This window comes from Streptomyces sp. NPDC001351, assembly GCF_042896045.1.
Taxonomy (GTDB): domain Bacteria; phylum Actinomycetota; class Actinomycetes; order Streptomycetales; family Streptomycetaceae; genus Streptomyces.
In genome coordinates this window covers 14048-38555 of record NZ_JBIAWS010000022.1, presented here as the reverse complement: position 1 = coordinate 38555, position 24508 = coordinate 14048, and the positions used below count along the sequence as shown (strand labels likewise).

General features: G+C 72.2%; 24 protein-coding genes. 14 read left to right on the top strand and 10 right to left on the bottom strand.

What is annotated here, in order from left to right; genetic code table 11:
• Nucleotides 1-54: 54 nt before the first annotated feature.
• Nucleotides 55-699, top strand: coding sequence for a DedA family protein (locus ACFY1U_RS46855; protein ID WP_390700207.1), 645 nt, complete (start codon nucleotides 55-57; stop codon nucleotides 697-699).
• 47 nt (nucleotides 700-746) lie between these two features.
• Here ACFY1U_RS46855 and ACFY1U_RS46850 read toward each other — a convergent pair whose 3' ends face one another.
• Complete coding sequence (locus tag ACFY1U_RS46850; RefSeq protein ID WP_390700206.1) at nucleotides 747-1274, bottom strand: gamma carbonic anhydrase family protein; 528 nt, start codon at nucleotides 1272-1274, stop codon at nucleotides 747-749.
• 106 nt (nucleotides 1275-1380) lie between these two features.
• On the opposite strand from ACFY1U_RS46850, the gene ACFY1U_RS46845 reads away from it, so the two are divergent.
• Nucleotides 1381-2145, top strand: coding sequence for an acyltransferase (locus tag ACFY1U_RS46845; RefSeq protein ID WP_390700205.1), 765 nt, complete (start codon nucleotides 1381-1383; stop codon nucleotides 2143-2145).
• Between the two features lie 7 nt (nucleotides 2146-2152).
• On the opposite strand, the gene ACFY1U_RS46840 is transcribed toward ACFY1U_RS46845, so the two are convergent.
• Nucleotides 2153-3010: an EamA family transporter gene (locus ACFY1U_RS46840; RefSeq protein ID WP_390700204.1), complete on the bottom strand. Its 858-nt coding sequence runs from the start codon at nucleotides 3008-3010 to the stop codon at nucleotides 2153-2155.
• Between the two features lie 114 nt (nucleotides 3011-3124).
• On the opposite strand from ACFY1U_RS46840, the gene ACFY1U_RS46835 reads away from it, so the two are divergent.
• Together ACFY1U_RS46835 and ACFY1U_RS46830 are read left to right on the top strand one after the other, a co-directional pair.
• Nucleotides 3125-3697, top strand: coding sequence for a helix-turn-helix domain-containing protein (locus tag ACFY1U_RS46835; protein ID WP_030927780.1), 573 nt, complete (start codon nucleotides 3125-3127; stop codon nucleotides 3695-3697).
• 32 nt (nucleotides 3698-3729) lie between these two features.
• Complete coding sequence (locus ACFY1U_RS46830) at nucleotides 3730-4284, top strand: YbaK/EbsC family protein (RefSeq protein ID WP_390700203.1); 555 nt, start codon at nucleotides 3730-3732, stop codon at nucleotides 4282-4284.
• Between the two features lie 79 nt (nucleotides 4285-4363).
• On the opposite strand, the gene ACFY1U_RS46825 is transcribed toward ACFY1U_RS46830, so the two are convergent.
• Nucleotides 4364-5419: a cation diffusion facilitator family transporter gene (locus ACFY1U_RS46825; protein WP_390700202.1), complete on the bottom strand. Its 1056-nt coding sequence runs from the start codon at nucleotides 5417-5419 to the stop codon at nucleotides 4364-4366.
• A gap of 62 nt (nucleotides 5420-5481) precedes the next feature.
• Between ACFY1U_RS46825 and ACFY1U_RS46820 the strand changes: the two genes are divergently transcribed.
• Complete coding sequence (locus ACFY1U_RS46820) at nucleotides 5482-5841, top strand: ArsR/SmtB family transcription factor (protein ID WP_390700201.1); 360 nt, start codon at nucleotides 5482-5484, stop codon at nucleotides 5839-5841.
• Between the two features lie 12 nt (nucleotides 5842-5853).
• Here the strand turns inward: ACFY1U_RS46820 and ACFY1U_RS46815 are convergent, their stop codons facing one another.
• From ACFY1U_RS46815 to ACFY1U_RS46805, 3 genes are all read right to left on the bottom strand, one after another.
• The gene (locus tag ACFY1U_RS46815) at nucleotides 5854-7071 is read right to left on the bottom strand and encodes a 4-hydroxybenzoate 3-monooxygenase (RefSeq protein WP_390700200.1); all 1218 of its coding nucleotides are present in this window, start codon (nucleotides 7069-7071) and stop codon (nucleotides 5854-5856) included.
• A gap of 74 nt (nucleotides 7072-7145) precedes the next feature.
• A complete protein-coding gene (locus ACFY1U_RS46810) occupies nucleotides 7146-8783 on the bottom strand; it encodes an APC family permease (protein ID WP_390700199.1) in 1638 nt (545 codons plus the stop codon).
• A gap of 271 nt (nucleotides 8784-9054) precedes the next feature.
• Nucleotides 9055-9462: a CoA-binding protein gene (locus ACFY1U_RS46805; protein ID WP_390700297.1), complete on the bottom strand. Its 408-nt coding sequence runs from the start codon at nucleotides 9460-9462 to the stop codon at nucleotides 9055-9057.
• 153 nt (nucleotides 9463-9615) lie between these two features.
• Here ACFY1U_RS46805 and ACFY1U_RS46800 point away from each other — a divergent pair, with 153 nt between their 5' ends.
• The 6 genes from ACFY1U_RS46800 to ACFY1U_RS46775 all read left to right on the top strand — a co-directional run bounded on the left by ACFY1U_RS46800 (nucleotide 9616) and on the right by ACFY1U_RS46775 (nucleotide 16864).
• The gene (locus tag ACFY1U_RS46800) at nucleotides 9616-9948 is read left to right on the top strand and encodes a DUF190 domain-containing protein (protein ID WP_390700198.1); all 333 of its coding nucleotides are present in this window, start codon (nucleotides 9616-9618) and stop codon (nucleotides 9946-9948) included.
• A 130-nt stretch (nucleotides 9949-10078) separates the two neighbouring features.
• Nucleotides 10079-10843, top strand: coding sequence for a hypothetical protein (locus ACFY1U_RS46795; RefSeq protein WP_390700197.1), 765 nt, complete (start codon nucleotides 10079-10081; stop codon nucleotides 10841-10843).
• Complete coding sequence (locus ACFY1U_RS46790; RefSeq protein ID WP_390700196.1) at nucleotides 10840-11457, top strand: SixA phosphatase family protein; 618 nt, start codon at nucleotides 10840-10842, stop codon at nucleotides 11455-11457. The genes ACFY1U_RS46795 and ACFY1U_RS46790 overlap by 4 nt, the downstream gene beginning before the upstream one ends.
• 66 nt (nucleotides 11458-11523) lie before the next feature.
• Nucleotides 11524-12150 carry a YigZ family protein gene (locus ACFY1U_RS46785; protein WP_390700195.1) on the top strand — a complete coding sequence of 209 codons (627 nt, stop codon included), beginning with the start codon at nucleotides 11524-11526 and terminating at the stop codon, nucleotides 12148-12150.
• 107 nt (nucleotides 12151-12257) lie between these two features.
• On the top strand, nucleotides 12258-13421 hold the full coding sequence (locus tag ACFY1U_RS46780; protein WP_390700194.1) for an exonuclease SbcCD subunit D: 1164 nt from the start codon (nucleotides 12258-12260) through the stop codon (nucleotides 13419-13421).
• Nucleotides 13418-16864, top strand: a complete 3447-nt coding sequence (locus ACFY1U_RS46775; RefSeq protein WP_390700193.1) for an AAA family ATPase — start codon at nucleotides 13418-13420, stop codon at nucleotides 16862-16864. The genes ACFY1U_RS46780 and ACFY1U_RS46775 overlap by 4 nt, the downstream gene beginning before the upstream one ends.
• Here ACFY1U_RS46775 and ACFY1U_RS46770 read toward each other — a convergent pair.
• Nucleotides 16858-17304 carry an Lrp/AsnC family transcriptional regulator gene (locus ACFY1U_RS46770; protein WP_390700192.1) on the bottom strand — a complete coding sequence of 149 codons (447 nt, stop codon included), beginning with the start codon at nucleotides 17302-17304 and terminating at the stop codon, nucleotides 16858-16860. The two genes, ACFY1U_RS46775 and ACFY1U_RS46770, sit on opposite strands and share 7 nt — an antisense overlap.
• 127 nt (nucleotides 17305-17431) lie before the next feature.
• Here ACFY1U_RS46770 and ACFY1U_RS46765 point away from each other — a divergent pair, with 127 nt between their 5' ends.
• From ACFY1U_RS46765 to ACFY1U_RS46755, 3 genes are all read left to right on the top strand, one after another.
• Nucleotides 17432-17914 (top strand): rhodanese-like domain-containing protein, encoded by a 483-nt coding sequence (locus ACFY1U_RS46765; RefSeq protein WP_390700191.1) that lies wholly within the window; start codon nucleotides 17432-17434, stop codon nucleotides 17912-17914.
• Between the two features lie 73 nt (nucleotides 17915-17987).
• Complete coding sequence (locus tag ACFY1U_RS46760) at nucleotides 17988-18506, top strand: immunity 21 family protein (RefSeq protein WP_390700190.1); 519 nt, start codon at nucleotides 17988-17990, stop codon at nucleotides 18504-18506.
• Between the two features lie 41 nt (nucleotides 18507-18547).
• Nucleotides 18548-19393 (top strand): SDR family oxidoreductase, encoded by an 846-nt coding sequence (locus ACFY1U_RS46755; protein WP_390700189.1) that lies wholly within the window; start codon nucleotides 18548-18550, stop codon nucleotides 19391-19393.
• A 12-nt stretch (nucleotides 19394-19405) separates the two neighbouring features.
• Here ACFY1U_RS46755 and ACFY1U_RS46750 read toward each other — a convergent pair whose 3' ends face one another.
• The 3 genes from ACFY1U_RS46750 to ACFY1U_RS46740 form a co-directional block, all read right to left on the bottom strand.
• On the bottom strand, nucleotides 19406-21097 hold the full coding sequence (locus ACFY1U_RS46750; RefSeq protein ID WP_390700188.1) for a DUF885 domain-containing protein: 1692 nt from the start codon (nucleotides 21095-21097) through the stop codon (nucleotides 19406-19408).
• A 139-nt stretch (nucleotides 21098-21236) separates the two neighbouring features.
• On the bottom strand, nucleotides 21237-22673 hold the full coding sequence (locus ACFY1U_RS46745) for a GNAT family N-acetyltransferase (protein WP_390700187.1): 1437 nt from the start codon (nucleotides 22671-22673) through the stop codon (nucleotides 21237-21239).
• 195 nt (nucleotides 22674-22868) lie between these two features.
• Nucleotides 22869-24449 (bottom strand): alkaline phosphatase D family protein, encoded by a 1581-nt coding sequence (locus ACFY1U_RS46740; protein ID WP_390700186.1) that lies wholly within the window; start codon nucleotides 24447-24449, stop codon nucleotides 22869-22871.
• Nucleotides 24450-24508: the final 59 nt, after the last annotated feature.

Genomic DNA, 24508 nt, shown 5'->3' with positions numbered 1-24508 from the left:
GGCGCACGCCGGGAACACAGGTACCAAAGGGTTACGAATCGGGAGGAACCGGCGTTGCACGTCCAGGAGTGGCTCGACACCGTGCCCGCGGCAGCCGTCTACGCCGTGGTGGCACTGGTCATCGGTCTGGAGAGCCTGGGCATCCCGCTGCCGGGCGAGATCATCCTGGTCTCGGCCGCGCTGCTCTCCTCCCAGCACTCCGGCATCAACCCCATCGTGCTCGGCGCGTGCGCGACCGCCGGCGCCGTCGTCGGTGACTCCATCGGCTACGCCATCGGCCGCAAGGGCGGCCGCCCCCTGCTTGCCTGGCTGGGCAAGAAGTTCCCGAAACACTTCAGCGAGGGGCATGTCGCCACCGCCGAGAAGTCCTTCGAGAAGTGGGGCATGTGGGCGGTCTTCTTCGGCCGCTTCGTCGCCCTCCTGCGCATCTTCGCCGGCCCCCTCGCGGGCGTCCTCCACATGCCGTACTGGAAGTTCCTGACCGCCAACGTCCTCGGCGGCATCTGCTGGGCGGGCGGCACCACGGCGGTCATCTACTACGTGGGCGTGGTCGCCGAGGACTGGCTGAAGAGGTTCTCGTATCTGGGCCTGGTGGCGGCGGTGCTGATCGGCCTCACGTCGATGCTCGTGATCAGGCGCAAGGCCAAGAAGGCACAGACGGCACATCAGGATCCGGAACCGGTCGCCGCCGGGGACTGAGACGCCGGAGCGACCAGCCCCCACCGACCCGCGCCCGCCGTAGAGACCTACTCATGCACCTCGCGGTGCGCCTTCGCGAGCTCCGCATACATCGTGCCGTTCAGCGTCACCCCTTGAAGCTCCTCCTCTGTGAGCTCCCGCTTCACTTTCGCCGGCACTCCCGCAACCAGCGACCCCGGCGGCACCTGCATCCCCTGCGGCACCAGTGCCTGCGCGGCCACCAGTGACCCCGCCCCGATCACAGCCCCGTTCAGCACGGTCGCCCCCATGCCGATCAAACAGTCGTCCCCGACGGTCGCCCCGTGCACCACCGCGTTGTGCCCCACGGACACCCGCTCACCGATGCTGACGGGAAACCCCGGATCGGCATGAAGCGTGCTGTTGTCCTGGATATTGGCCTGCGCCCCGACCGAGATCCGCTCGACATCCCCCCGCAGCACCGCCCCGTACCAGACGCTCGCCCCGGCCTCCAGGGTCACGTCCCCGATCACGGAGGCCGTCGGCGCCACGAAGGCCTCCCCGTCGATCTTCGGTTCCCTGCCGCCGATTCCCGTGATCAACGCTTTGTGCCCCATTGCCTCTCCCTGTTGTCGGTACAACCGCACGGTACGCCACCGGGTGGGGCGAAGATCACAAGCCCTCGACGTCATCAGGGCGCCGCACGCTCAGTACGGTGACTCCGTGCCGAAGAGCAAGAACACGTTCTCATCCTGGCGACGAAGCCTCGCGCAGCGCGCCGTCCACGCGGGCTGGGCCTGGGTGCAGCGCACGGGCTCGGTGACGGCCGAGCGCCCCGGCCGCTTCCGCTTCGGCTCGATCGGCGAAGCCACCCGGCTCGCCTTTCCGCTCGGCACCGTCTTCGGCGAAGCCTGGATCCACATCGGCTCCCACTGCATCGTCGGCGAGCAGGTCACCCTCACCGCGGGGCTGATGCCCGACCTGGACCTCGGCCCGGACCCGATCCTGCGCATCGGCGACGGTGTCGTGCTGGGCCGCGGCAGCCACGTCATCGCCGACACCACGGTGGCCATAGGCAGCGACTGCTACTTCGGTCCGTATGTGTACGTGACGTCCACGAACCACTCGTACGACGATCCGCACGAACCCATCGGCAAGCAGTGGCCGCGCATGGAACCCGTGGAGATCGGGCCGGGCTGCTGGATCGGCACCGGAGCGGTGATCCTGCCGGGCGCGCGGATCGGGCGGAACGTGGTGGTGGCCGCCGGTGCCGTGGTCCGGGGCGTCGTGCCCGACCATGCCGTGGTGGCGGGAGCGCCCGCCCGTGTCGTACGCCGCTGGACGTCCGCCGATGGCTGGCAGCCGCCGCTCAGGACGCCCGCGCCCGTGCCGATCCCCGACGGGGTCACCCCCGACCAGTTGCGGGCCCTCTCGGAGCTGGACGAGGAGACGGTGGCGAGGCTGGCCGAGCTGGAGCCGGAGTCCTAGGCGGGTCCTAGCCCGTCGCCAGGAGCAGGGTGCCCACCAGGGCGAGGCCCGCGCCCGCCGCCTGGATGCCGCGCAGGCGCTCCCTGAGGAAGCCGCGCGCGGCGAGGGCGGTCACCACCGGGTAGAGCGAGGCGAGGACGGCGGCGACGGTGATCGGGCCGTGCTGCGCGGCGACCGAGTACGTGCCGTTCGCCGCGACGTCCGCGAGGCCGACGAAGGCGAGCGCCGGAAGGGACGCCCAGGGGAAGCCGTCGGCCGGGAGGGACTCGCCGCCCCGCCTCACGGAGGCGTAGAGCGCGATGCCGCCCGCGGCCACGTTCGTCAGGCGCTGGACGAAGAGGGCGAGGAAGAGTCCGGTGACGGTCGTCGACGCCTCGGTGATCAGCGCGAACACCGTGCCGAAGCCGAGGGCCGCGACGAGCGTGAGCAGGATGGCCTGACGCTGCACCGGCGCACCCTTGAGCTGGGGTCCGCCCGCGAGGACGACGCCGGTGACGGCCACCGCGATGCCCGCGACCTGCATCAGGCCGGGGCGTTCGCCGAGGAAGAGGCCTACGCCCACCGGGACGGCCACGCTCAGGGTCGCGAGCGGGGAGACGACGCCCATCGGACCCAGCGCGAGGGCCTTGTAGAAGGAGAACAGGGCGACCGGGCCCACCAGCCCGGCGGCGAAGGCGAACCACAGCCGGGGACCGGCCTCGCTGAAGCCGCCCGTGGCCAGCACGATCGCCCCGAGCACGGCCGCGGCGATCCCCTGCGAGACGACGACCACCGTGAGCGCAGGCGTGCGCCGGGTCAGCAGTCCGCCGCCGAAGTCGGCAAGGCCCCACAGCAGGCTGGTGGCCAGGGCGAAGAATGCTGTCACGGGTCGCCTCGCAGTACAGTTCGGTGAACGATCGGGTGCACAACACCGTAGTTCAGCACAGTGAACCCTGTCATCCACAATATTGACCCAGCAGTACATGGATATGGACGGAACGTGTCGGACCTCGATCTGCTGACCCAGTCCCTGGCCCGCAACGTCAAACGCTGGCGAGGCGAGCGGGGTTTCACCCTGGACGCGCTCGCCGCCCGCGCCGGGGTCAGCCGCGGCATGCTCATCCAGATCGAGCAGGCCCGCACAAACCCGAGCATCGGCACGGTCGTCAAGATCGGCGACGCACTCGGCGTCAGCGTCACCACTCTGCTCGACTACGAGCAGGGGCCGAAGGTGCGGGTCGTCCCGGCCGAGCAGGTGGTACGGCTGTGGCACACCGACGCGGGAAGCTACAGCCGCCTGCTCGCCGGTACCGAGGCGCCGGGGCCGCTGGAGATGTGGGACTGGCGGCTGATGCCGGGCGACAGCAGCGCCTCGGACCCGCACCCCGCCGGCACGGTGGAGATCGCCCATGTGACGGCCGGTGAGCTGACCCTCACGGTGGAGGGCGCGGAGTACCGCGTCCCGGCCGGTGCGAGCGTCACCTTCGAGGCCAACGCCCCGCACAGCTACGGCAACCAGGGCGATGTGCCCATGGAGCTCGTGCTCGCGGTCTCCGTCCCGCCCGTGCACTGAGACGGCCCCAGGCGCCCTGTTACCGTGCGGCCATGCGCCCACCCATCGGACACTTCGACCTCGCGATCCCCGCCCCCGACGCCCTCGACGAACTGACCCGCCCGGTCGCCGACGCCGTACGCCACTGGAGCGGCAGCGTCCCCGCCGACCAGATCGTCTACGTCGACACGGACCCGCAGTGGGCCGACACCGCCGTCTTCGTGCAGCACTACGGGCAGGAACTGCTCGAGCAGTCGGCGAACTGCGTGGTGGTGGCCGGCAAGCGGGGCGGGGAGACGACACTCGCCGCGTGCCTCGTGCTCTCCACCTCCCGGGTCGACGTCAACGGCGTCGTCCGCCGCCAACTCGGCGCCCGCAAGGCCTCGTTCGCGTCCATGGACATCGCGACGGGGGAGACCGGCATGGAGTACGGCGGCATCACCCCGATCGGCCTGCCGGACGGCTGGCCGGTGCTGGTGGACTCGGCCGTGGCCGATCTCCCCTACGTCCTCGTCGGTAGCGGCCGTCGCCGGGGCAAGCTGCTGGTGCCGGGGAAGGCCTTTGCGGAACTGCCGGGTGCCGTGGTGCTGGAGGGTCTCGGCGTCTGAGCACGCCGAGACCCTCGGGGTGATGCAGCCCCGGCCCCCCTTGAGAGCGCTGCCGTACCGCACTGGATGCTGAGGCTGCCTAGTGCGTCGCGTGATGCGCCAAGGCCAGGTGCGGGTCCTCCTCGCCCGGTGCCGGTGCCGGATCGGCGTGGACCAGGGCCGCCGTCAGTCTGGGTACGGCGTGCAGCAGGGCGTGTTCGGCCTCGACCGCTATTCCGTGCGCCGTACGCACGGTCGCCTCGCCGTCGACCACGACCGCCACCTCGGCGCGCAGCCGGTGCCCGATCCAGCGCAGCCGCAGCTCACCGACCTCCCGCACGCCCGGCACCTCGCGCAGCGCCCGCTCGGCCCGGTCCACCAGCTCCGGGTCGACGGCGTCCATCACCCGCCGGAACACCTCCCGTGCGGCGTCCCGCAGCACCAGCGCGATCGCCGCGGTGATCGCCAACCCCACGAGCGGGTCGGCGAGTTGCCACCCCAGCGCCGAACCGCCGGCACCCAGCAGCACGGCCAGTGACGTGAACCCGTCCGTGCGGGCGTGCAGTCCGTCGGCCACCAGTGCGGCCGAGCCGATCTCCCGGCCCACCCGGATCCGGTGGCGGGCCACCCACTCGTTCCCGGCGAAGCCGACCAGCGCGGCCACCGCGACGGCCGGTATGTGCGCGACGGGACGCGGATCGAGCAGCCGCTCCACCGCCGCCCAGGCCGCGAAAGCGGCCGACGCGGTGATCGTCAGCACGATCGCGATCCCCGCGAGGTCCTCGGCCCGGCCGTAGCCGTAGGTGAAGCGGCGCGTGGCCGCCCGTCGCCCCAGCACGAACGCGATCCCGAGCGGTACGGCGGTCAGCGCGTCGGCGGCGTTGTGCACGGTGTCGCCGAGCAGGGCCACCGAACCGGACAGGACCACGACCACCGCCTGCGCCACGGCCGTCGCCCCGAGGACGGCCAGCGAGACCCAGAGTGCGCGCATGCCGCGGGCCGAGGACTCCAGCGCGGAGTCGAGCTTGTCCGCGGTCTCGTGGGAGTGCGGGGTGAAGAGATGGCCGAGGCGGCGCCGAAGACCCGTCGGGTGGTGGTGATGCGGGTGCACGTGGTGGTCGTGGTGCTCGTCGTGGTGGTGGTGCCGGTCGCTCACGTGGGGCCCCTTCCGGTGCGCGGTGGTGGACGCGGGACGCCCACGGGGACCATTATGTGCGTATGAGCGCACGCATGCACCTATCAACTGCGAAGGATGCGCATCCGCGCACCCCGGGCGAGGAACAGTTCGCACTCGCCGCCGAGCTCCTCGCCCTGCTGGGCGACCGCACCCGCCTCGCGCTGCTGCATGCCCTGACCGGCGGCGAGGCCGACGTCACGACCCTCACGGAGGCGAGCGGGGCGGCCCGGCCCGCGGTCAGCCAGCATCTGGCGCGGCTGCGGCTGGCCGGCCTGGTGAACACGCGCAAGGAGGGCCGCAGGGTCGTCTACTCACTGCGGGACGGGCATCTGCGGCGGCTCCTGGACGAGGCGCTGAAGGTGGCGGACCACCGACTCAGCGACCGGCCGCTGCACGACTGAGAAGCACGGATTTCAGGACGCGGAGCTCTTGCCGAGGTACTGCTCCGCGAACGCCGCCGCGGCAGCGGGGGATTCGAAGAGACGGCGCAGCCGGGCCAGCGTCGTGCCCGCGCGGTAGGCGTCGCCCGACGACGCGCCGTGGTACACCTCCGACAGCCACTGCGAGAACTCCTGGTAGTCCCACACGCGTCCCAGGCAGGCCGCCGAGTAGCCGTCGAGGCCGCCGGAGTCGCCCTTGGTGAGGTACGCGATGAGTCCCTCGCCGAGCAGGAAGGCGTCGTGCAGGGCCAGGTTCATGCCCTTGGCCGCGATGGGCGCGGTGAGATGGGCCGCGTCCCCGGCCAGGAAGAGACGTCCGAACGCCATGGGCTCGACCACGTAGTTGTGCATGTCGAGGACGCGCTTCTCGATCAGCCGTCCCTCCGTGAGCGGCGGCCGGTCGGCGGCGCCGAGCCGTTCCTGCAGTTCGGCCCAGACGCGTTCCTCCGGCCAGTTCTCCGGATCGTCGCCCGGCGGGCACTCCAGGTAGTAGCGGGTGACCTCGGGGCTGCGGGCCATGTGCCCGGCGAAGCCGTTCGGATGGATGCCGAACATCACGCAGTCGCTGGACGGCGGCGCCTCGGCCAGCAGTGCCAGCCAGCCGATGCCGTAGTCGTGCCGGGCGATCCGGGCCTGCTGCGGGAGCACGGTCCGGGTCACCCCGCGTGCCCCGTCGCAGCCCGCCACGAAGTCGCAGTGCACGAGGGTGCGTCGACCGGTCTCGGGGTCAAGATACGACACCGCCGGCCGGTCCGTGTCCAGGCCGTGCAGCTGCACGTCCCGCACGCCGAACAGGACCGCGCCGCCGCGCACGTCGGCGTACTCGCGCACCAGGTCGGTCACCAGCAGCGGCTGCGGATAGACGAAGTGGTGATGACCTGTCAGATCGGTGTAGGAGAACCGGTGCCGCTGCCCCTGGACGCGGAACTCGCACTGGGTGTGCAGCTGCGCCCGCTCCAGCAGATGGTCCGCGAGGCCCCGCTCCTGGAGCCCGCGTACGGCCCACTCCTCGAGCACACCGGCGCGTGGCCGCTGCTCGATGAACTCCCGCGTCTCGGCCTCCAGGACCAGACAGTCGACCGACGCGGCCCGCAGGATGTTCCCGATGGTGAGACCGGCGGGCCCGGCGCCCACGATCACCACCGGAAAACGTTGCGGGGACGGGGAGTTGGAGTGGGGGGTGGAAGTCACCCGAGCATTATGACGGTGGCCCGTCAGCCACGGCAGGGAGCCACGGCCGACGGGCCACCGTCAGAGGTGTTCGGTCAGTGCGCGGGAGCGTCGGTGACCACGACCTCCTCGATGCTCCGCTCGATCGCCTCGGGCTGCGAGGCGGTCGCCCGGGCCCAGTAGTAGATGACCAGCGAGAAGCCGGCGATGACCAGCATGTCCCACCACAGGCCGATGTTGCCCGTGCCGCCGAAGCTGCCCTGTGCGGAGATGACGCCGATGCCCAGCAGATAGACCGGCAGCCACTGGGCGGCCTTGAAGTCCATGCGGGGCGCGTCGGGCTGGTTGGTGGCATTGGCCCACCAGGCGTATCCGCCGAGCAGCAGGTATCCGAGGACGACCGCGATGCCCAGGCGCCACAGGATGTCCCAGCCGGACCAGTAGATGATCAGGTTGGCCACGACGAACGACAGCGGGGCGAGCACCTTGCCGGCGGGCAGCCGGTACGGCCGCTCGTGGTTCGGCAGCTTGTCCGCGAAGACGCCGTACGCCAGCGGTGCGCCCGCGTACATCAGGACGCTCGCGGAGGTGATGAAGCCGACCAGCTCCTGCCAGCTGGGGAAGGGCAGGAAGCAGACCACGCCGGTCACGAAGGAGATGATCAGGCCGAACCACGGCACACCCCGCGAGTCGGTGCGGGCGAAGATCTTCGGTGCGTAGCCGTTCTTGGCCAGGCCGTAGGAGACGCGCGAGGTGGCGGTGGTGTAGATCAGGCCGGTGCCGCCGGGGGAGATGATGGCGTCCGCGTAGAGCACGACGGCGAGCCAGCCCAGGCCCACCAGGGTGGCGAGGCCGGCCCAGGGGCCGCTGATGCCCGGGAAGTCGAGGTGGGCCCAGCCCTTGGCGAACGTGCTGTGCGGCAGTGCGCCGATGAACACGACCTGCAGCAGGACGTAGATGACCGCGCCGATCGCGACCGAGCCGAGGGTCGCCCGGGGCAGGTCACGCTTCGGGTTGCGACTCTCGCCCGCCAGCTGGATCGCCTGCTCGAAGCCCAGCAGCGCGAAGATGATGCCGCTCCCGCTGATGGCGGTGAGCACGCCCTTGGCGCCGAACGGGGCGAAGCCCTCCGAAGTGAAGTTCGCCGGGTGGAAGTTGCCGATGGCGATGACGAAGATCGCGCCCAGCGGGACGGCGATCTTCCACCAGGTGGCAGCGCTGTTGGTGTGTGCCAGGGCGCGGACACCGAAGAAGTTGACCCCAACGAAGACGGCCATGAGCACGACGGCCGTGACGATGCCGGGGCCGGTCAGCGTCTGGTCCGGGTGCTGGAGGCCCTGTGCCCACTTCCAGTGACCGGCGTAGCCGATCATCGCCTCCACCTCGATCGGCGCCACCGTGGCCGCCTGCAGCCAGGAGAACCAGCCGAAGGAGAGGCCGGCCAGGCCGCCGAAGGCATAGTGCGGGTAGCGGGCCGTGCCGCCGGCCACGGGGAACATGCCGCCGAGTTCGGCGTGCACGAGGGCCAGCAGGACGATGGCCACCGTGCCGATCACCCACGAGATGATCGCCGCGGGACCGGCGGCCGTGACGGCCTTCTCGGCGCCGTACAACCAGCCGGAGCCGATGATGGAACCGACAGAGGCCCACATCAGACCGATTAGTCCGACGTCACGCCTGAGGCCTGTTGGGCCCCGGGTTTCCTCCAGGGAGGTCTGTTCGACGCTCACCATATTTTCAGCGACCTCTCACGAGATGAATACATGTTTTCAGTCCATGCGACGTCGCAGATTAGGAAACATCAGGGGTCGAGCAGAAGACTCATGGTGAAGTTTTGACCAACGGCCGGTCGCTTCCTGGGCAGTCCTTCAGGGGCTCTGTACGTAGCGGAAACCGCTGTCACCGCTGGAACCGCCCATAAAGTCTGCAGTGGATCGGGGGCCGTACGGGAGCGCTTGCTGTGTGACCTGTGGCACATGTGGGGGTTCGTGCGCTCCGGTCGGCTCAGCCGAGCAGCGGTATCTCGATGGCCGGGCAGCGGTCCATCACCATGTCGAGGCCCGCCGCCCGCGTACGGTCGTACGCCGCCTCGTCGATCACGCCGAGCTGGAACCAGACGGCCCGGGCGCCCTTGGCGACCGCCTCGTCGGCGACCGGTCCGGCGACGTCGCTGTTGACGAAGACATCGACGACGTCCACGTCGAAGGGGATGTCGGCGAGGGAGGCGTACCCCTGCTCGCCGTGCACCGTCTCCGCCTTCGGGTGGACGGGCACGATGCGCTTGCCGAAGCGCTGCAGCACCCGGGCGACGCCGTAGGCGGCGCGGCCCCGGTTCGACGAGAGGCCCACCACGGCCCAGGTGTCGCCGGACTCGGTGAGGATCTTGCGGATCGTTGCCTCGTCGCCGTACACCGCAGCCTCCCCGCACCTCGTGGACATGCCCTTCTGTCCGACAACGGCCGGGAGTTCACGATGATTCCCCGGCTTTCGCCGCGCCCTGAACGCCTGTTCGGCAGGCCGTCGGCGCAGTACCGTCTGGACAGTCCGCACGGCAGGGGGTGGCCGATGCCCGGCTACGACATGCTCGCCGCACGCCTGACCATCCACCTCGACGCCGCTGTGTTGTGGCACCACAGGCCCGCCTACGCGGAACTCGTCCACCGGGCGCACCGAGAGGGCCTCATCGGCGCGAGCGTCTTCCACGGCGTCACCGGCTTCGGCGCCGGCGACCCCAAGCAGTCCCCGCTCGCACCGAAGGGACCGTGCGCCGTGGTCATCGTCGACGAGGAGCCCAGGCTGCGGGACTTCCTGCCGCGTGTGGCGGACGTCCTGGGGGAGACGTCGGCGGTGGCGGTGCTCGACCGGGTGCGAATCCACGCTCTGCGCGCGGATGCGTGAGCCTCACGCATGAGGGAGAGGCGCGAGCGAGTGGGGACGGGCTCCGCACGCGCGCGTGCGTCACATCCGCGTGCGACGGTGGCACGCGCGCGTGGCGGAATCCCGCCGACGTGCGCGGAATTCGCGCCGGATGCCTGCGCGTGACCGTCCGCCCGCCTACGCTCAGCCCGTGCTGCGCATCACCGACGCCCGAACCGGCGAGTCCGTCGACGCCGCCCCGGTCCGCCGGGGGCTGACCCGGGTCGAAGCCCATGTGCCGGATTTCCACACCGGCGCCCTGCGGGTGCTGCTGGTCGCCGACCTCCTTGTGCGGGTCCTGGAACTCGGCGGCACCCCGGTGTGGGGCGTGCTGACCGCCGAACGGGGCCAGGCGGAGCTGCGGTCCGCCGCGGCCGCGCTCGGCATCCGGCCCTTCGAGGACCGGCGGGACGTCGGTCCAGGACTGGGCGAGGCCCAGGTTCTGCATGTCGTGCCGGAGGGCGGCGCGACACCCGACGGCGTCCGGGTCGCCGTCGCCCCCGTCGACCCGGAGGCACCCGGCACCACGGAGGGCGCCGACCCGGCCGCCCTGCGCCTGGCCCTGCTCTGCCGGCGCCGGAGCACACCCCTGCGGCTCGACGCGGCCGCCCTGGACGACGCCCGCGAAACCCTCGCACGCTGGCGCCGCGCGGTCGCCGCCTGGGCACGGCAGCCGTCGCGGCCGATTCCCGACGAGGCGCGCGCCCGCCTGCGTACCGCCTGGGAGGACGACTTGGACGTCCCCTCCGTGCTCGACGTGCTGACCTGGGTGGAGACCGAGTCGGAGCTGCCGGACGGCGCCCGGTTCGAGACGTACGCCTACGCGGACCGGCTGCTCGGTCTGGAGCTCACCCGCGACCTGGGATCCGCGGCGTGATCGAGCGCGCGGGAGCCGGCCCGCTGCGCCGCCTGGTGGTACTGCGGCATGCCAAGTCGGCCTGGCCCCAGGGCGTCCCCGATCACGAACGCCCGCTCGCGCCGCGCGGCCGCCGCGACGCACCCGCCGCAGGACGGGCCCTCGCCGAGGCCGACTGCCTGCCGGACCTCGCCCTGTGCTCCACCGCCCTGCGCGCCCGCCAGACCTGGGAACTGGCCTCGGCCCAGTGGGGCACACCGCCGCCGGTACGCAGTGACCCGCGGCTGTACGCCGCCGACGTGTCCGACCTGCTGACCGTCGTGCACGAGGTGCCCGCCGAGGTCGAGACGCTGCTCCTGGTCGGGCACAACCCCGGCCTGGAGGAACTCGTCCTGGAACTGGCCGGGGACAGCCTCGACGACGCCCTGGACGAGGTGCGGCTGAAGTTCCCGACGTCGGCGATCGCGGTAATCGCCTGGCACGGACCCGCCTGGGACGCGCTCGCCCCGGGCACGGCACTGCTGACGAGCCTGCTCGTGCCGCGGGGCAAGAAGGACGGCAAGAACAAGGACGGCAAGAACAAGGACGGCAAGAACAAGGACGGCAAGAACAAGGACGGCGGCACGCAGGACTGAACCGGCCGGCCGCTCGCCCGGGCAGCCGGCGGGGGCGAGGGCATGCGCGCCGCATAGGCTGGCCGGATGCAGGACGAGTACCGCACGGTCGCCCACGCGGGCGTGCACGAGACCGAGGTCAACCGCTCCCGCTTCCTGTGCGCCCTGGCGCCGGCGGCCACCGAGCAGGAGGCCCAGGACTTCATCGCCGCCGTACGCAAGGAGCACACGGACGCCACCCACAACTGCTGGGCCTACGTCATCGGCGCCGACGCCTCCGTCCAGAAGGCGAGCGACGACGGCGAACCGGGCGGCACCGCGGGCGTCCCCATGCTGCAGATGCTGCTGCGCCGGGACATGCGGTACGTCGTCGCCGTCGTCACCCGGTACTACGGCGGCGTCAAGCTCGGCGCGGGCGGACTCATCAGGGCGTACGGCGGAGCGGTCGGCGAGGCCCTGGACGCCCTCGGCACCCTCACCCGCCGCAGGTTCCGGCTGGCCACGGTGACCGTCGACCACCAGCGCGCCGGCAAGGTCCAGAACGACCTGCACTCGACGGGCCGCGAGGTGCGCGAGGTGCGCTACGGCGAGGCGGTCACCATCGAGGTCGGCCTGCCCGACTCCGATGTGGACGCCTTCCGGGCCTGGCTCGCCGACGCGACCGCCGGGACGGCCGGGTTCGAACTGGGCGGGGAGGCCTACGGGGACGCCTGAAGACCGGTACGAAAGGGGCGTAACGGACCGGTGGGAGACGGGTGATGACGGGCCGATACGGGAGTAACCGACCGTGATGTCAGACCCGGCCGTTAGGGTCGGGGATCATGAGGCTGCTGCACACTTCCGACTGGCATCTGGGCCGGGCGTTCCACCGGGTGAACATGCTCGGGGCCCAGGCCGAGTTCATCGGTCACCTCGTCACGACCGTGCGTGAGCGCGGTGTGGACGCGGTGGTCGTGTCGGGGGACGTGTACGACCGGGCGGTGCCGCCGCTGGCCGCGGTCGAGTTGTACGACGACGCGCTGCACCGCCTCGCCGACCTGGGCGTGCCCACGGTGATGATCTCCGGGAACCACGACTCGGCCCGTCGGCTCGGCGTCGGGGCCGGACTCATCGGACGGGCCGGCATCCATCTGCGGACCGAGCCGTCGGCGTGCGGAACACCGGTGGTGCTGTCCGACGTCCACGGTGACGTGGCCTTCTACGGGCTGCCGTATCTCGAACCGGCTCTGGTCAAGGACGAGTTCGGCGTGGAGAAAGCAGGACACGAGGCGGTGCTCGCCGCCGCCATGGACCGGGTTCGCGCCGACCTCGCCACACGCGCGCGGGGCACGCGTTCCGTCGTCCTCGCGCATGCCTTCGTCGCCGGCGGCGAGGTCAGCGACAGCGAGCGGGACATCACCGTGGGCGGGGTCGCCGCCGTGCCCGCCGGGGTCTTCGACGGCGTCGACTACGCGGCACTCGGCCATCTGCACGGCTGCCAGACGATCACCGAGCGCGTGCGCTACTCCGGCTCCCCGCTGCCCTACTCCTTCTCCGAGACCGACCACCGCAAGACCATGTGGCTCGTCGACCTCGACGCCGACGGCTCGGTCACCGCCGAGCGCGTCGACTGCCCCGTGCCGCGCGCGCTGGCCAGGATCCGGGGCACCCTGGAGGAACTGCTCGCCGATCCCGGGCTCGCCCGGCACGAGGAGGCGTGGGTCGAGGCCACCCTCACCGACCCGGTCCGCCCGGCCGAACCCATGGCCCGGCTCACCGAGCGCTTCCCGCACACCCTCAGCCTCGTCTTCGACCCCGAGCGGGCACCGGACGACCCGGACGTGTCGTACGCCAGGCGGCTCGCGGGCCGCAGCGACCAGGAGATCGCCGAGGACTTCGTCGCCCATGTGCGCGGCGCGGGACCCGACGAGCACGAACAGGCGGTGCTGCGGGACGCGTTCGACGCGGTGCGCGCCGACGAGGCTGTGCGGGAGGTGGCGCGATGAGGCTGCACCGGCTGGACATCACGGCGTTCGGGCCGTTCGGCGGCTCCCAGACCGTCGACTTCGACGAGTTGTCCGCCGCCGGGCTCTTCCTGCTGCACGGGCCGACGGGAGCGGGCAAGACGTCCGTCCTCGACGCGGTCTGCTACGCGCTGTACGGCTCCGTCCCCGGCGCCCGCCAGAGCAGTCAGGGCCTGGCCCTGCGCAGCGATCACGCGGCATCCGGTACGCGCACCGGGGTGACCCTCGAACTGACCGTCGCCGGACGCCGGTTGGAGGTCACCCGGCAGCCGCCCTGGGAGCGCCCCAAGAAGCGCGGCTCGGGCACGACACTGGAGAAGGCCCAGAGTTGGCTGCGCGAGTACGACGCGGCGGCCGGCGCCTGGAAGGACCTCAGCCGCTCGCACCAGGAGATCGGCGAGGAGATCACCCAGCTGCTCGGCATGAGCCGCGAGCAGTTCTGCCAGGTCGTGCTGTTGCCCCAGGGCGACTTCGCACGCTTCCTGCGGGCCGACGCCGAGGCGCGCGGCAAGCTGCTGGGCCGCCTCTTCGACACCCACCGCTTCGCCGAGGTCGAGAAGCGGCTCGCGGAGCGCCGCCGCGCGGCCGAGGCGCAGGTACGCGAGGGGGACGCCGCACTGCTGGCCGACGCACACCGCATGCAGCAGGCGGCGGACGGCGCGCTGGAACTGCCTCAACTGGTGCCGGGGGAGCCGGGGTTGGCGGAGGCCGTCATCAGCGCCGCGGCCGTCGCCCGCAGCACCGCGCGGGAACAGCTGACCATCGCGCACTGCCGACTCACGGCCGTGGAATCGGCGCAGGCGGCAGCCGAGCGCGCGTTGAGCGACGTACGGGAAGTGGCCCGGCTGCAGCAGCGGTTCGCCGAGGCGCGCGAGCGCGCCGCACGGCTGGAGGAGCGGGCCGCCGCGCACCGGGAGGCACAGGCGCGCATGGAGCGGGCCCGCAAGGCGGAGGCGGTGGCGCCCACGCTGGAGTTGCGGGACGCCGCCGAGGCGGAACACCGTCGCGCCGCACAGGCGGAGGCACGCGCGCGTGCGCTGCTGCGGGAAGCCCTCGCTGCGGGGCACGCGGATGTCCGGGCGGCGAGCTCCCAAGGAGGCGCGGCGGGGGGCGCGTGGCCGCGAGATGCCCGCGGCAAGGGCGGCGAGGGCGGTGACGCGGCGGGGCTCGCAGCGTGGCGAGACGCCGGTGGCGACAGGGGCGCGGGGAACTGCGCGACCAGCCACGACAAGCCCGCGCTCGGCACACATCGCGTACCCCCCTCTGCTCCCGCCGATGCGGCCGGGATTGCGGGGCCGCAGGACGGTCGCCCAGATGCGGCCGGGTGCGCGGGCCCGCGCGACGGGTTCGCGACCGGCGGCGGGGCCGGTTCTGCGCTGCCGCGGGATGCCGAGGCCGGTACGACCGGACTCGCCGGGCCGTGGGACGCGGGCGCCGACCCCGGCGTGCGCCAGGAGCTGCCGGGCGGCCATGGCGACACCGCCCCACGCGAGGAGCCGCGTGGCGCTCTCGCCGACGCCGGTGCCGCAGGGCTGGCCGCGGCCGCACGCCGGAGTGCCGAGGAGCTCGGCGGACTGGAGTCCGCCCGGCGCGCCGAACAGCGGCTGGCCGAACTCGTCGCGGAGCGTGCCGGTCTGGACCGGCAGGAGCGTGCCGACGAGGACGTACTGCGGGAGGCCGAGGCCTGGCTCGCGGACTGGGAGGCGACCCGCGCCGGACTGCAGGCCCGTATCGAATCCGCGCAGGAGGCCGCGACCAGGGCCGAACAGCTCGGAGTGCAGCGCGAGCCCGCGCGACGCAGGCTCGGCGCGGCCCGCCAGCGCGACCAGTTCGCCCGCGACACCGACGAGGCCCACGCGCGCGTGCTCGCCGCCCGCGAGCGTGCCACCGAGGCCCGCGCCCACTGGCTCGACCTCAAGGAACAGCGGCTGAACGGCATCGCGGCCGAGCTGGCCGCGAACCTCACCGACGGCGAGCCGTGCGCCGTCTGCGGAGCCACCGAACACCCCGCCCCCGCGCGCAAGGTCGCCGGGCACGTCGACCGCGAGGCCGAGGAGCGCGCCCTCGCCGCCTACCAACGGGCCGACGAACAGCGCGCCGAGGACGAGCGGCGCCTCGGCGTCGTACGAGAGGCGCTCGCCGCCGCGACGGCCGAGGCGGGTGACACGCCCACGGACCGACTCGCCGAAGAGGTAGAGGAGTTGGAGCGGTTGTACGCGCAGGTGCGCGGTGCCGCTTCCGACCTGCACCCGGCGAGCGAGCAGCTGCGGCGGGCGGAGCAGGAGCACGAGCGGCGGACCGCGGTGCGGCAGGAGGCGGCGGTCAGAGCCGCCTCACGGGTCGGCCACCGCGAGCGGCTCGACCGCGAACGGAGCGGCCTCGAAGGGGAGTTGGCGCAGGCACGCGGCACCGCGGAGAGCGTGGCCGCGCGGGCCGCGCAGCTGGAGCGGCAGGTCGCGCTGCTCACCGAGGGCGCCGAGACGGCGCGGGTGGCCGAGGACACCGCCCAGCGGCTCAAGGACGCCGACGCCCGGCTCGCCGACGCCGCCTTCAGGGCCGGCTTCGACACTCCGCAGGCCGCGGCGGCCGCGCTCCTGGACGACGCCGCCCATCGCGAGCTCCAACGCCGTCTGGACGCCTGGCAGTCCGAGGAGGCCGCGGTGCGCGCCGTTCTCGCCGAGGCGGACACCGCGGCCGCCGCCGAGCAGCCCCCCGCCGACCTCGCCTCGGCGGAACGCGCCGCCGCCGTCGCGGCCCAGCGGCTGCGCGACGCCGCCTCCGCACGCGACGCGGCCGCCCGCCGCTGCACCGAACTCGACCGCCTCTCCGCCCGGTCCGCAGCGGGCGTACGACGGCTGGCCCCGCTGCGCGAGGAGTACGACCGGGTGGCCCGCCTGGCCTCCCTCGCCGCCGGCACCTCCGCGGACAACGAGCGGAAGATGCGCCTGGAGTCGTATGTGCTGGCGGCCCGTCTGGAACAGGTGGCCGCCGCCGCGACGGTGCGGCTGCGGCGCATGTCGTCCGGCCGCTACACCCTGGTCCACTCCGACGACCGGACCGGACGCGGCCGCAGTGGTCTCGGACTGCACGTCGTCGACGCATGGACCGGGCGCGAGCGGGACACGGCGACGCTGTCGGGCGGCGAGACGTTCTTCGCCTCCCTGGCGCTCGCCCTCGGTCTCGCGGACGTCGTCACCGACGAGGCCGGCGGAGTCCGCCTGGACACGCTCTTCATCGACGAGGGCTTCGGCAGCCTCGACGACCAGACCCTCGACGAGGTCCTCGACGTGCTCGACTCCCTGCGCGAGCGCGACCGCAGCGTCGGCATCGTCAGCCATGTCGCCGACCTGAGACGCCGTATCCACGCCCAACTGGAGGTCGTCAAGGGGAGATCGGGCTCGGTGGTCCGGCAGCGAGGTCAGTGACCGAGGGGCCGCCGGGGCAGCGGGGACGAGTAGACGACGCTCGTGGTCACCGAGCCGAGCGCGCCGATCTTGCCCGACACCTCCTCCAGGTGACGCATCGAGCGGGCGGCGACCTTGATGACGAAGCAGTCGTCGCCCGTCACATGGTGGGCCTCGAGGATCTCGGGCGTCACGGCGACCAGGTCGTGGAAGGGCTTGTAGTTGCCGTTCGGATAGCGCAGCCGTACGAACGCGAGGATCGGCAGTCCCAGCCGCTCGGGGTCCACCACGGCCGCGTACCCCTGGATGACGCCCGCCTCCTCCAGGCGGCGCACCCGTTCGGTGACCGCGCTCGGCGACATGGAGACGGCGCGGGCCAGCTCGGCGAAGCTGGCCCGGCCCTCGCGCTGGAGGACGTCGAGGATGCGCCAGTCAGTGGCGTCCGGGGAAAACGCGGTCATGGCGCAGAAATAGCAGGGGAATCCACGGCCGGGCAAGGAGCAGGCCGGTGAATGCCCCTTCTGGGAGATCATCGGCGCCCGTAGATTTCTGGCCGTAGCGACAACGCCGGAGAAAGCAGGCCAGACCATGAGCAGCACCGCGACCGCCGTCAACCCTGTCCTGCGTGTGGCCCCGGCGGCCCCGGCCGAGGCCGCCGCCTACTTCCGCGCGAGCCTCGTCTTCCATGCCGATGTGTCGGACGTCGCCGCCGCACTCGCCTCCGACGGCGACCCCGGGTTCGTCGTCCTGGACTCCCGCTCCACCGAGTCCTGGGACCAGGGCCACATCCCCGGCGCGGTCCACCTGCCGACCGCGCTCATCCCCGAGCAGGCCGAACAGTTCCTCGACAAGTCGGTGCCGGTGGTCACGTACTGCTGGGGCCCCGGCTGCAACGGCGCCACCCGTGCCGCGCTCGCCCTCGCCGAACTCGGCTACCAGGTCAAGGAGATGCTCGGCGGCTTCGAGTACTGGGCGCGCGAGGGTTTCGAGTACGAGACCTGGCAGGGCCGCGAGCGCCGCCCCGCCGACCCGCTGACGGCCCCGGTGGACGCTGAGGACTGCGGCTGCTGAACCGGGCTTGTGCACGAGGAGGGACGGGGGACGGCGGATTCATGGGTTCCGCGGCCGTGTACGGTTCTGCGCCATGGTGCGATACGCGGAACCCGGTGCGCTGGAATGGGTCGAGTCGGGCGGCGGGCCGCTCATTGCGGTGCCGGAGACGGTGCTGCCGTTCTGGTCGGGCGCCGACGGCGAGGAGACCGCCTCCGACTACGACCGGGCCTGTGAGGTCGACGGATTCGTCGGGCTGCTCCCGGTCGGCGACTCGGCCGCCCTGGTCCTGGGCGACGAACCCGCCTCCACCGCCTTCCTGCCCGAGCACGCCACCTTCATACGGTGGTGGGCGGCGAACTCCGAGGCCGAACTCCTGGCCGGTGTCCCCGCGGCCCTCGCCACGGCGGACTGGGGACACGAGGTGCGCTGGGAAGTGCCCGGCACGGTCGTGCTGTTCGACTCGGCCTGGCCCGGATCCGAGACGGAGCGGACCGACTGCCTGCGGGTCGTGCTGGAACCGGGGCGGTACGCCGTGCGCGCGGCCAATGTCCAGCCGGGCCCGGAGACCTGGCTGGGCCTTGTCCAGCTGCGGCGCGTCGCGCACGGATAATCGCGTGCGCCGGGTCGTGGCCCTGCCCATCATGGTCGTCCATGCCCCGACTCCCGCACCCCGCTCCCGAAGACCTGCGCCGTGAGCCGCTGCCGCTGCGCGGCCGTACCGCCCTGGTGACCGGGGCCAGCAGACGTGCCGGCATCGGACACGCCGTCGCCCGGCGGCTGGCCGCTTACGGGGCGAGTGTCTATCTGCACCATCACGTGCCGCACGACACCGCGATGCCCTGGGGCGCCGACCGCCCCGAGGACGTGATCGCCTCCGTACGCGCCGCACACGGCGATCCGGCGGCCCGGGTCGCCGCGGGACCCGGCGACCTCACCGCCCCGGGCGCGCCGGCCGAGCTGATCGCCACGGCCGCCTCGGCACTCGGCGGCCGGCTCGACATCCTCGTCGCCAACCATGCCCTCAGCGGCAGCGACGGCACCCTCGACACGATCGACTCCGCGATGCTGGACGCGCACTGGGCGGTCGACACCCGCTCGGTGCTGCTCCTGGTCCAGGCCTACGCCCGGCACCGCGCCGCACTGCCGCCGCGCACCCCGGGCGGACGCGTCGTGATGATGACCTCGGGCCAGGACATCGCGGGCGGCATGCCCGGTGAGATCGCCTACGCCCTCCAGAAGGGCGCCCTCGCCTCGATCACCCGCTCGCTGTCGACGACCCTCGCCGAGCAGGCGATCACGGTGAACACCGTCAACCCCGGCCCGGTGGACACGGATTACGCGACGGGAGAGACGTATGAGGCAGTGGCCTCCCGTTTCCCGTCCGGGCGTTGGGGCATGCCCGACGATCCCGCCCGCCTCATCGCGTGGCTCGCCACGGACGAGGCGGACTGGATCACCGGCCAGGTGATCGACTCGGAGGGCGGCTTCCGCCGCTGACCCGCCCCGCCGTCAGAGCTGGGCCAGCTCGTCCACCAGATCGTCCAGGCCGAGCGAGCCCTGCGAGAGCGCCGCCATGTGCCAGGCCTTGAGGTCGAAGGCGGCGCCGTGCCGCTCGCGTGCCTTCGCGCGGCCCTGCAGCCAGGCCCGCTCGCCGAGCTTGTAGCCGATGGCCTGGCCGGGGATGGTCAGGTAGCGGGTCAGCTCGCTCTCCACGAAGTCCGCGGGCCGGCTGCTGTGCGCGCCGAAGAACTCCTGGGCCAGCTCGGGCGTCCAGCGCTCGCCGGGGTGGAAGGGGGAGTCCGCGGGGATGTCCAGCTCCAGGTGCATGCCGATGTCGACGATGACCCGGGCCGCCCGCATCATCTGCGCGTCGAGGTAGCCGATCCGCTGCTCCGCGTCGGTGAGGTAGCCGAGCTCGTCCATCAGCCGCTCCGCGTACAGCGCCCAGCCCTCGGCGTTGGCGCTGACCCCGCCGATGGTGGCCTGGTAGCGGGAGAGGTCCGCGGCGACGTGCGCCCACTGCGCGAGCTGCAGGTGATGGCCGGGGACGCCCTCGTGGTACCAGGTCGAGACGAGGTCGTAGACCGGGAAACGGGTCTGCCCCATCGTCGGCAGCCAGGTGCGGCCCGGCCGGGAGAAGTCCTCCGACGGGGGCGTGTAGTACGGGGCTGCCGCGCTGCCGGGCGGGGCGATGCAGGACTCGACCTTCCGTACCCGCTCGGCGAGTTCGAAGTGGGTGCCGTCCAGTTCGTCGATCGCCTGGTCCATCAGGCCCTGCAGCCAGTCGCTGACCTCGTCGACTCCGTCGATGTGCTTGCCGTGCTCGTCGAGGTGTGCGAGCGCCACCCAGGGCGTCTCGGCGCCGGGCAGGATCTTCTCGGCCTCCTGCTTCATCTCGCCGAGCAGCCGGTGGAACTCGGCCCAGCCGTAGGCGTACGCCTCGTCCAGGTCGAGGTCCGTGCCGTTGAAGTAGCGCGCCCAGCGCCCGTACCGCTCACGGCCGACGGTGTTCGGCGCCCCCTCGATCGCCGGCGCGTACACGTCGCGCATCCAGTCGCGCAGCTCCACGACGGCCGCGGTCGCCGTGCGGGCCGCCTCGTCCAGCTCCGCGCGCAGCGATTCCGGGCCCGCCGAGGCGAAGTCCTCGAACCAGCCGCGGCCCTTGCCGTCGGTGTCCGACCATTCGGTGAGCTGCTGGACGAACGTGGCCGTCGGGCGCGGGGCCGCGTACAGCTTGCGCTCCAGACCGAGGGAGAGGGACTCGCGGTAACCGGCGTACGCGGCCGGCACGGCACGCAGTCGCTCGGCGATCGCCGCCCAGTCCTCCTCGGACTGGTTCGGCGTCACGGTGAACACCTCGCGCACCGAGTGCGCGGGCGTGGCCATGTTCCCGACGCGGCGCAGGCCTTCCTCCGCCTCGTGCACGGCCAGCTCGGCATTCAGCCGCTCACGCAGCAGCCGGCCGCAGCGGCGCTCGATGTCACTGTCCGCGCCGGGCTGCCGCTCGGCCTCGTCGAGCCGCGCCAGGGTCCGCCGTGCCAGCTCCGCGAGGGCCTCCTGGCCCGCGGGCGAGAGGTCGGGCAGCCTGCTCGAACTCTCCTTCACACCGAGGTACGTGCCGGTCACCGGGTCGAGGGCGATGAGTTCGTCGACGTATGCGTCGGCGACCTCGCGGGGCAGCAGGTTCGTGGTCTGTGACATGCGGTCCATCCTCATACGAGTGCCCGCCGCACGTCATCCGGATTGAGCCGAGGGCGTAGGACGTGCTCCGGGGGAACCTCCGTACGCCGAACGGCCCGGCGTTCCCGCCGGGCCGTCCCCAGGTGTCCTGTGCCCGCGGCTAGTCCCGTGCGATCCGCTCGCCGACCTGCTCCTGTGCCACCTCGTACGGCAGCCGGGCGCCGGCCTGGCCCGTCTGCAGGCGGGCCGTGATGACCAGGGTGCCCTCCTCGATCTGGTAGTCGAGGGGGAGCCCGAGGCCCCGCATCGCCGCGACCATGCCGGTGTTGGAGGCCTGCGTCACGGCGTACACGCTCTCGCAGTTCGCCTCGGCCGCCATCGCCACCAGCCGCTCCAGCAGTTCACTGCCGACGCCGCGGCGCTGCCACTTGTCCTCGATCAGGAGCGCGACCTCGGTCTCGTCCCCGTCCCACAGCAGGTGGCCGAGGCCGACGAGGCGTCCCGACGCGGTCTGCACCGCGAGGGTGCGGCCGAAGCGCGGGCTGAGCAGGTGGCTCAGATAGCGGTCCGCGTCGCCGACCGGCCCGTGGTAGCGCATGCCGAGCGTCCGCGCCGAGCACCGCTCGTGCATCGCCTTCGCGGCCTCCAGGTCGCGTACGTCGGCCCGGCGTACGGTGATCTCGTTGCCCTCGGGCAGCGTCAGCACGTCCTGGCTGTGCGGCACGCGCGGCCCGAGCCGGGCGTCCAGCTCCACCAGCGCCCGCGCCCGGGCGAACTCGGTCGGGGTGAACGGCAGATACGGCCGCTCCACGGTGATCACTCCGCCTTCCGGCGCCCGCAGCCGCATCACGGTGTCCTCCAGCACACCCTCCACGGGCACGACGCCAGGGCCGAGGCCGCCGCCGACCGGCGTGGCGGGCAGCTGACGGATGGTGCAGCGGCCCAGCAACTGCCGTAGGGCAAGCGGCAGTTCGGCCGCGTCAAGGGCGGTGCGGGCGGCCAGACCCAGGACTCGGGTGGGGGCGTCCACGAGATCGTGGGCGTCGGCCCGCTCGATCCAGGTGTCGGTACCCCCGGCCAGCGAGACCACCTTGGTGAGCTCGGAGGCCATGACTGCGCCGGGGGCCCGCAGCAGGAACTCGTCCACCGTGCCCTCGGCCAGCGGATGCGTCTGCAGGCTCAGGATGTCGACCTGCCGCCCGGCCAGCGCCGTGCACAGCGCGGCCAGCGACCCCGGTTCGTCCTTCACCGTCGTCCGCATCCGCCACAGCGCGCTCTGACCGGGCTCGGTCTCCGGCGTCGCCGACGACTCGTCGGACGGCCCGGCCTGCTGCCCCTGCGGCAGCGGCCGGGCGTCGGTATCGCCGGCCGGAGGCGCATGACCGTGGCGGCGTGTCCACCATGTGTGGAACGCCGCCGTGGCGGCCAGGGCGACCGCCGAGATCACCAGCAGCGCCGGACCGTCGGGCCCGTGCCCGACCAGGTCCGCCACCCCGTCGGCCACGGCGACGGACGTGAAGAGGGCGGCGAGCTCGACGACGTCGCGCCGCCAGTGGTGCACGGGCCGGCCGTGCTTTGCGCGGGTCACATCAGACATTTCTCGACTCATGCAACCACTGTGAAGGAAAGGTGTTGCGTGATCACGAACGCTTTGTGACTGATCGGTAAAGTGTCGTTATGCTCCATTTGTAGCTGCGAACACCTGTGCGGAGTCGCGGGCTCGCGGCTGCGGAGCGGCACCGCGCACCGGGGGATGACGCCGGTGCGCGGCCCACGGGAAAGGGTACGGGAGTTACTGGCCGACCCGGCCCGGCTGCAGCACCTGCGTGAACAGCACGGTGCCGTCGTATTCGCGCAGCCGTACCGTCAACTCGCCGCTGTCCCCGTCGATGTCGACCTCGCCGAAGAACTGGTAACCCTGGGCCGGCGAGACATTCGCGGTCGTCGGCGCCTTCACGAACACCCGGTCCGGGCCGAAGGTGCCGTCGAGCGCGTTGGCGGGAAAGGCGCCGGCGTTGAGCGGGCCGGACACGAACTCCCAGAACGGCTCGAAGTCCTTGAACGCGGCCCGTGACGGGTCGTAGTGCTGCGCGGAGGTGTGGTGTACGTCCGCCGTCAGCCACACGGTGCCGGTGATCCGCCGGTGCTTGATGAACCGGAGCAGTTCGGCGATCTGCAGCTCGCGGCCCAGCGGAGCGCCCGGGTCGCCCTGCGCGACGGCCTCGAAGTTCGGCTTGCCCTCGACCGGGTCGGGCACGACAAGGCCGAGCGGCATGTCGTTGGCGATCACCTTCCACACCGCGCGGGACCTGGCGAGTCCCCGCTTGAGCCACTCCAGCTGCTCGCGGCCGAGGATGCCCACCGGGTCCGTGGTCTGGTTGTCCGGCGAGTTGGCGTTGCGGTAGGTGCGCATGTCGAGCACGAACACGTCCAGCAGCGGACCGTGGCTGACCTTGCGGTAGATCCGGCCGTCCGGGCGTCCGCTGATGGTGGAGATCGGGAAGTACTCGGAGAAGGCCTGCCGGGAGCGCAGCGCCAGGTCGTCGAGCCTGGTGCCGGCCGGGTAGGGCGTGCCGGTGCCGATGACCTCGCCCGGGTACCAGTTGTTGCGGACCTCGTGGTCGTCCCACTGGATGATGTTCGGCACCTGGGCGTTGAAGCGGCGCAGCGCCTGGTCGAGCAGGTTGTAGCGGAAGTTGCCCCGGTAGTCGTCGAGGGTGGTCGCGACGTGCGACTTCTCCTCGGTGGTGATGTTGCGGTACAGGCTGCCGTCGGGCAGCGCCTGAGTGGCGGAGATGACGCCGTCGGCGTAGATGTTGTCGCCGCTGCACAGGAAGAAGTCCGGGTCGACCTTCGCCATGGCGTCGAAGATCCGGTAGCCGCCGATCGACTCGTTGATGCCCCAGCCCTGTCCGGCGAGGTCGCCGGACCACACGAACTTCACGCCCTGGCGGCGCTTCGCCGGGGCCGTACGGAAGGTGCCCGTCACCGGCTCGCCGGTACGGCGCGGGTCGTCCGGATCGGCCAGCAGCACGCGGTAGTGGATCTGCTCGCCGGACGGCAGTCCGTGCAGCCGGGTGGTGCCGGTGAAGTCCGAGTCCGCGCCCAGCAGCGGGCCGTGCCATCTGCGCGGGTTGCGGAAGGACTCGGTCGCGGACGTCTCGACGATCATCCGGGCCGGACGGTCGGAGCGCACCCATACCAGACCCGAGCCGCAGGTCACGTCTCCCGCCTGTACACCCCAGTTCGCGCTGGGCCGGCCGGACAGGGCGAACGCCGGTGCCGCGCCGAGGGAGCTGGGCAGGGTCAGGGCCGCCGATGCGGCGAGGGAGCCGCGCAGGACGCTGCGACGACCAGGGAGCGAAAGGGACATAGGGGGCCTCCAGGACGGGATCCGGCCAGTGTGCGGTGCCACAACTACTCGGGCGCCGC